Origin of the sequence: Nigerium sp. (assembly GCF_039811905.1) — a bacterium.
GTDB lineage: Bacteria > Actinomycetota > Actinomycetes > Propionibacteriales > Propionibacteriaceae > Propioniciclava.
In genome coordinates this window covers 1-6,610 of record NZ_JBDHZL010000133.1, presented here as the reverse complement: position 1 = coordinate 6,610, position 6,610 = coordinate 1, and the positions used below count along the sequence as shown (strand labels likewise).

Genomic DNA, 6,610 nt, shown 5'->3' with positions numbered 1-6,610 from the left:
CGGCGTCGGCGTCGCGGCCGAGCGCCCAGCGCGTCGGCTCGGCGTCCGGTACGGGCCAGTCGGGCAGGTCGACCCAGCGGTTCAGGCCCAGGAGGTACACCCGCGCGCGGCCGGCGGGCAGCCGGGCGGCGGCCGCGGCGTCCCCAACGCTCGCGCGCCAGAAATCGAGCTGCAGGACGTCCAACCCGGCGTCGACCGGCGTCGCCCGCGGCAAGACCAGGCCCCCCAGGTCGCCGGTGCGGTTGATGTGCGTCCAGGGGCCGATCACGAGCCGCTGACCCTCGGACGCCACCCCCTGCCGCATGAGCCGGTAGTTGCGCAGCGTGCCGCCCTGGAAGACGTCGTACCAGCCGGACACGTGCAGCGCCGGCACGTCCAGGCCGCGCAGGGACGCCTCGGAGTACGCGAGCCCCTCCCAGTACTCGTCGCGCAGCGGATGCCGGACCCACTCGGCCAGGTGCGCGCCGGCGGGGTGGGCCTCCGCGAGCCGGTCCGCGAACTCGGCGATGCCGAGCTCGCGCAGCAGCGGCGCGGACTCGAAGACGTCCATCGGCAGCACGTCGTCGGGCACCTCGGGCAGCCCGTCGCGCACGCGTCCGTCGGTCACGCGCAGCCGCGCCCACTCGTAGCCCGGCCCCTCCAGCAGGACGCCGCCGCGCATCGCGAGGTCGTCGTCGTAGGTCGAGGGCGCGACCCAGGGGGTCATCGCGGCGATGCCGTCGGCGTCCGCGAGGGCGGCGGTGAACTGCGTCGTCGTCACGTAGGAGTGGCCGAACGTGAGCACCGACCCGTCGCACCACGGCAGCGCGGCGAGCGCGCGCCGGGTCGCCACGCCGTCGGACGCCTCGTCGCGGTAGAACCGGAACGTCCCGTCGCTGCGGTCAGTGCCGCGGCACGCCTGGACGCCGACCGCGAACCCCGCCGCGACCGCGCGCTCCACCGAGACGTCGGTCTGGAGCTCGAACATCTCCGCCATGGCCCCCGGACGCTCCACGTCGCGCCCCATGAGCTTCAGGGTGAGCCGGCCGCCGAGCAGGTACGGAGTCCGGGCCAGCAGCAGCGGCACCGGACGGGACGCCGAGTCGTTCGGCCGGGCGACGTCGGTCAGCAGGGTGACCCCGTCGGGCATGACCGTCCGGAGCGTCTCCCGGATCACCGGGGCTCGCACAAGGTGGCGGAGTCGCCGCTCCCGAAGCGGTAGTCGTACTGCCGCCCGCCGGTCTCCACGATCACGCGCATGCCCTCCACGAGCGCCTGCGAATACATGCCGCCCGGCGTCGGGCAGCCGAGCGAGCTGTCGTTCCACGTCACCGATTCGGCGCTCACGACCTTCGCGGACGCCGCGTCGACACCGCGGTTGCCGAGGTCGGCCTTGATGGCCTGCAGGCGCGCGTCGCTCACAGACGCCGGCGCCCCGCTCGGCGCGGGGCTCAGCGGGGGCATGGTGCGGAACGTCGGGCGTCCGGTGGACGGGGACGCCGGGGTGGCCGGCGACGCCGGGCTCACCGCCGTGGTCGGGGACGCCGCGGTCGGCAGCGACACGGGCCCGCTGGGCTCGGGGCTGGGGCTGGCGGTCATGGGTCCTCCGGGGGTGCAGGCGGCCAGGGCGGTCACCGAGACGACGGCGGCCAGTGCCAGAGCGCGGGGGCGACGGCGTCCACTCATGGCGACTCCTTATTCGGCGATGTGATCGGCGACCGGCAGCGCGGTCGGCGACGGACGCCCCCCAGCCTATTGCCCGTGGCAACCGCGAGGGGAGGCGACGGGCGTCCGGCTTGACGGTGGCGGGACCGCCAGGAAGTGTGGGGCCTTGTGACGACAGGTTCCCCGACTCCTCCGACGACGTCCGCCGCGACCGACCCGGTCTCCGCGGCCGCCCCCCAGCGGCGCGCGCGGTTCGCCGACCCCGACTGGTGGCGCAGCGCGGTGGTCTACCAGATCTACCCGCGCTCGTTCGCCGACGCGAACGGCGACGGGACGGGTGACGTCCGCGGGATGATCGACCGGCTGCCGTACCTCGCGGCCCTCGGCGTGGACGCCGTCTGGGTCAGCCCGTGGTACCCGTCGCCGCTGCTGGACGGCGGCTACGACGTCGCCGACTACCGCGACATCTCCCCCGACTTCGGCACGCTCGCCGAGGCCGACGAGTTCGTCGCGCGCGCCCACGAGCTCGGCCTGCGCGTGTTCATCGACCTCGTGCCGAACCACTGCTCCTGGGAGCATCCGTGGTTCCAGGCCGCCCTCGCCGCCGAACCCGGCTCGCCCGAGCGCGACCTGTTCATCTTCCGCGACGGCCAGGGGCCGGACGGCGACGAGCCGCCCAACAACTGGCCCGCGATGTTCGGCGGCGACGCCTGGACGCGCGTCACCGACGCCGACGGGACGCCCGGGCAGTGGTACCTGCACCTGTTCGACGTGTCGCAGCCGGACTGGAACTGGAGCAACGAGCGCGTCCGGGCGGAGTTCGACGCGATCCTGCGGTTCTGGTTCGACCGCGGCATCGACGGCTTCCGCGTCGACGTGGCGATCGCGATGGCCAAGGACATGACGCTGCCCGACGTCCGCGTCGACCCGAAGACCGGGCGCGGCACCCTCGACCCGTACCCGGGTTCCCCCGCCTGGGACCACGCCGACCTGCCCGCCATCCAGCGGCGCTGGCGGGCGATCTCCGACGAGTACGCCGACACCGAGCTCGGCGCCCGCGTCTTCGTGTCGGAGGCGTACCTCGACCCGCTGGAGCGACTCATCAAGTACGTCGAGCCCGGACGCCTCCACCTCACGTTCAACTTCGACGCGCTCCTGTCGGGGTGGTCGGCGGCGTCCCAGCGGGAGGTCATCCGCCGGACGATCGCGCTCCACGACGCCGTCGGCGCGACGCCGACGTGGGTGCTGGGCAACCACGACAACGTCCGGGTGGCGACGCGGTACGGCAAGCCGTGGACCGGCCTGGACTATGCGGGCGAGGTCGACGGCGGCGACCCGGCCGACCTCAGCGCGCAGCTGCTCGCCATGCCCACGGACGCCGCCCTCGGGCTGCGCCGCGCCCGCGCGGCGGCCCTGCTGGAGCTGGCGCTGCCGGGCGGGGCGTACGTCTACCAGGGCGAGGAGCTCGGTCTCGACGAGGTCGAGGACCTGCCCGACGACGTCCTCCAGGACCCGTCCTGGGAGCGCTCCGGCCACACCGTCCGCGGTCGCGACGGCTGCCGCGTCCCGCTGCCGTGGTCGGGCGACCGGCCGCCGTTCGGCTTCTCGGGCCCCAGCTCGGCGCCGGACGCCCCCGGAGACGTTCCCGCGGGAACGCCCGCGGACGTTCCCGCGGGAACGTGGCTGCCCCAGCCCGAGCGGTGGGCCGGCCGGACCGCGGCCGACCAGGAGGGCGACCCGGCGTCCACCCTCTCCCTCTATCGGCGCGCGCTCGCCGAGCGGCAGGCGAACCCGGCGCTCGGCGCCGGGGCGTTGGCGTGGCACCCCCTCGACGGCGGCGACGTGCTGGCGTTCACCCGCGGCGAGCACTTCTGCTGCGTGGTGAACTTCTCCGCCGACGGCGTCCGGCTGCCCGAGGGGTCCGAGGTGCTCGTCTGCTCGGACGCCGACGCGGCCGACGGCGTCCTGCCGGGGCATGCGGCGGCGTGGCTGAGGATCTGACGTCGGACCCGCCTCGGGGGATCCGGGTCTACCCCTCGCCGGTGCGCCGGGCGTAGTCGGCGACCTTCTCGAGCTGGTGGAACGCCTGGACGTAGCGGCGCGTCCCGGAGATGGAGCGCATCACGACCGAATCCGTACGCGCGCCGCCGCCGGGCAGGTACCGGACGCCCGGCAGCAGGTCGCCGTCGGTGATGCCCGTCGCGACGAACACGCAGTTGTCGCCGCTGACCAGGTCGTTCGTGTCGAGGACGCGGGCCGGGTCGAAGCCGGCGGCGATCGTCCGTTCGCGCTGCTCGTCGGTCGTCGGGTGCAGACGCGCCAGGATGCGCCCGCCGAGGCACTTCATCGCCACCGCCGTCACGACCCCCTCGGGGCTGCCGCCGCGTCCGACGAGGATGTCGATCGCCATGTCGGGCGACGCGGCCTGCACGGCGCACGCGACGTCGCCGTCGGTGAAGATGCGGGTGCGGGCGCCGGCCTCGCGGACCTCGCGGGCCAGATCGGCGTGCCGCTCGCGGTTCTGGACGGCGACGATGATCTCGGCGACGTCCTTCCCCTTCGCCCGCGCGACCTGCCGGATGTTCTCGGCGATCGGGGCGTCCAGGTCGATGACGTCGGCGGCGTCGGCCCCGACGACGAGCTTGTCCATGTAGAAGCACATGTACGGGTCGTACATCGTGCCCCCGTCGGCGGCGGCGAGCACGGCGATCGAGTCGCGGGCGCCCCAGGCGAGCAGCCGCGTCCCATCGACCGGGTCGACCGCGATGTCGACGCGCGGGCCCTCGCCCGTGCCCACCCTCTCGCCGTTGGCGAGCATGGGCGCCTCGTCTTTTTCGCCCTCGCCGATGACGATCGTGCCGTCCATACGCACCTCATTCAGGATGCGCCGCAGCGCCGCCACGGCCGCGCCGTCGCCCGACTCCTTGTCGCCGCGGCCGGCCCAGCGGCCCGCCGACAGGGCCGCCGCCTCGGTCGCGCGCATCAGGTCGAGCCCCAGGTTGTGGTCGGTGAGCACGAAGTTGTCGGACATGGATTCCCTCTCGTCTCGGCAGCCCCGGGACGCCCGGGGCGCGTCCACTATGGCGCGACCCCCCGGTCGCGCGCATGCGTTCCACCAGGGACGCCGTCCGCTCCGCGCGTTCCCGCGGGAACGTCTCGGCGGCCCCGGATGCGCGAACCCGCGCGTTCCCGCGGGAACGTCTCGGCGGCGTCCGCCCTTCCCACGCGCCCCCCGCATGCGCCAGGGTGAGGCATGGCCAATGACGCTCGCACGACGCTCACGTTCCTCGGCGCGGCCGGGACGGTGACGGGGTCGAAGTACCTCGTCACCACCGGGGACCGCCGCGTCCTCATCGACTCCGGCATGTTCCAGGGCGAGAAGGAGTGGCGGCTGAAGAACTGGGAGGAGTTCCCCACCGACCCGCGCACGATCACCGACATCGTCGTCACGCACGCCCACCTCGACCACGTCGGCTACCTGCCCGCCCTGGTCAAGGCCGGCTACGACGGGCCGATCTGGTGCACGCCGCACACGAAGCCGCTCGCGGAGATCGTCTTGAAGGACGCCGGCTTCCTGCAGGAGCGCGAGGCCGAGGACGCCGCCGAGGGCGGCTACTCCAAGCACCACCCGCCGCTGCCGCTGTACACGATCGAGGACGTCGAGCGGACGCTCCCGCTGCTCACCACGCTGGAATTCGATACCGACTACGAGCTGACCGGGCACGAGCGGCGTCCGGAATGGGCGTCCCTGCCGGCGGTCACCGTCCGGATGACGCGCGCCGGGCACATCCTCGGGTCGGCGTCCATCACGCTCCGGACGCCGACCGCGCACGTTCTCTTCTCGGGCGATCTCGGCCGCCACGACCACCCGGTGCTGCGGCCGCGGGACATCCCGGAGGGGGCGCCGTACGTGCTCATCGAGTCGACGTACGGCGACCGCGAGCACCCCGACCCGGTGAACCTGCCGCACGAGGGGTTCGCGGACATCATCCGGCGGACGATCGAGCGCGGCGGCTCGGTGCTCGTGCCGGCGTTCGCGGTCGACCGGACGGAGGCCGTCCTGAAGGTGCTCACCGAGATGCGGCGGCACGGGCGCATCCCGGACGTCCCGATCATCGTGAACAGCCCCATGGCGACCGCGGCGCTCGACGTGTACCGCAACGCGGGCGACGAACTGCGGCCCGACCTCGCCCCCGAGGACTTCGTCGATCTGCCGAACCTGCGCGAGGTGCGCTCCACCGAGGAGTCGCGCGAGCTCACGACCAAGGGCCACGGCCCCTCGATCGTCATCTCCAGTTCCGGCATGGCGACGGGCGGTCGGGTCGTCCATCATCTGGCCCGGATGCTGCCCGACGCGCGCAACGCCGTCGTGCTGACGGGGTATCAGGGCGCGGGCACGCGCGGGCGGCAGCTCGTCGAGGGGGCGACCGAGATCAAGATCCAGGGGCGGTACGTCCCCGTGAACGCCGAGGTGCTGCAGGACACCGAGTTCTCCGTCCACGCCGACGCGTCCGACCTGATCGACTGGCTCCGCGAACTCAGCCCGCGCCCGGAGACGATCTTCTGCGTCCACGGCGAAAAGGACTCCGCCGCGGCGCTCGCCCGCCGCATCAAGGCCGAGCTGGGGTTGGACGCCGTCATCCCCGGCTTCGGTGAGGTCGTGCTCGTCGAGCCGTCCGGACGCCCACCGCTGGAGCCCGCGCGCGCCGCGGCGGCCGTCGTCCCGGTGGTCGGGAGCGATCTGCCGCGCCCAGAGACGCCGCTCCCGGAGGGGCGGTTGCGGTACCGCTGCCTCACCGGCCCCGACGACGCCTCGTTCTGCCGGCGCGTCAGCGAGGCCCTGGATGAGGGCTACGTGCTGCACGGGTCGCCGGCGCTGGTGTTCGACGGGGAGAACGTCCGCATCGCCCAAGCCGTGGTGTGGGGCGGCGACTAGGGGCGAGGACCCGGGTCGCACTCCGGGACG

At 73.8% G+C, this 6,610-nt stretch carries 5 protein-coding genes; 2 read left to right on the top strand and 3 right to left on the bottom strand.

The genetic code is table 11. The annotated features are described in order from the left end of the window. Nucleotides 1–1,156: CocE/NonD family hydrolase (locus WMJ97_RS13880; protein WP_347349598.1), on the bottom strand; the 1,156-nt coding region annotated here is incomplete at its 3' end. Then, nucleotides 1,153–1,665: a hypothetical protein gene (locus WMJ97_RS13875; protein WP_347349597.1), complete on the bottom strand. Its 513-nt coding sequence runs from the start codon at nt 1,663–1,665 to the stop codon at nt 1,153–1,155. The genes WMJ97_RS13875 and WMJ97_RS13880, both read right to left, overlap by 4 nt. 261 nt (nt 1,666–1,926) lie before the next feature. Between WMJ97_RS13875 and WMJ97_RS13870 the strand changes: the two genes are divergently transcribed. After that, nucleotides 1,927–3,645, top strand: coding sequence for a glycoside hydrolase family 13 protein (locus tag WMJ97_RS13870; RefSeq protein ID WP_347349599.1), 1,719 nt, complete (start codon nt 1,927–1,929; stop codon nt 3,643–3,645). A 28-nt stretch (nt 3,646–3,673) separates the two neighbouring features. Here WMJ97_RS13870 and glpX read toward each other — a convergent pair whose 3' ends face one another. Next, nucleotides 3,674–4,675, bottom strand: a complete 1,002-nt coding sequence (glpX, locus tag WMJ97_RS13865; protein ID WP_347349596.1) for a class II fructose-bisphosphatase — start codon at nt 4,673–4,675, stop codon at nt 3,674–3,676. Nucleotides 4,676–4,897: 222 nt separating this feature from the next. On the opposite strand from glpX, the gene WMJ97_RS13860 reads away from it, so the two are divergent. Further along, nucleotides 4,898–6,580 (top strand): DUF1737 domain-containing protein, encoded by a 1,683-nt coding sequence (locus WMJ97_RS13860; protein WP_347349595.1) that lies wholly within the window; start codon nt 4,898–4,900, stop codon nt 6,578–6,580. Nucleotides 6,581–6,610: the final 30 nt, after the last annotated feature.

Bases quoted from the DNA above. Each gene is read 5' to 3' on its own strand.
- WMJ97_RS13875 (WP_347349597.1), bottom strand. From the start codon at position 1,665: ATGAGTGGACGCCGTCGCCCCCGCGCTCTGGCACTGGCCGCCGTCGTC.
- glpX (WP_347349596.1), bottom strand. From the start codon at position 4,675: ATGTCCGACAACTTCGTGCTCACCGACCACAACCTGGGGCTCGACCTG.
- WMJ97_RS13860 (WP_347349595.1), top strand. From the start codon at position 4,898: ATGGCCAATGACGCTCGCACGACGCTCACGTTCCTCGGCGCGGCCGGG.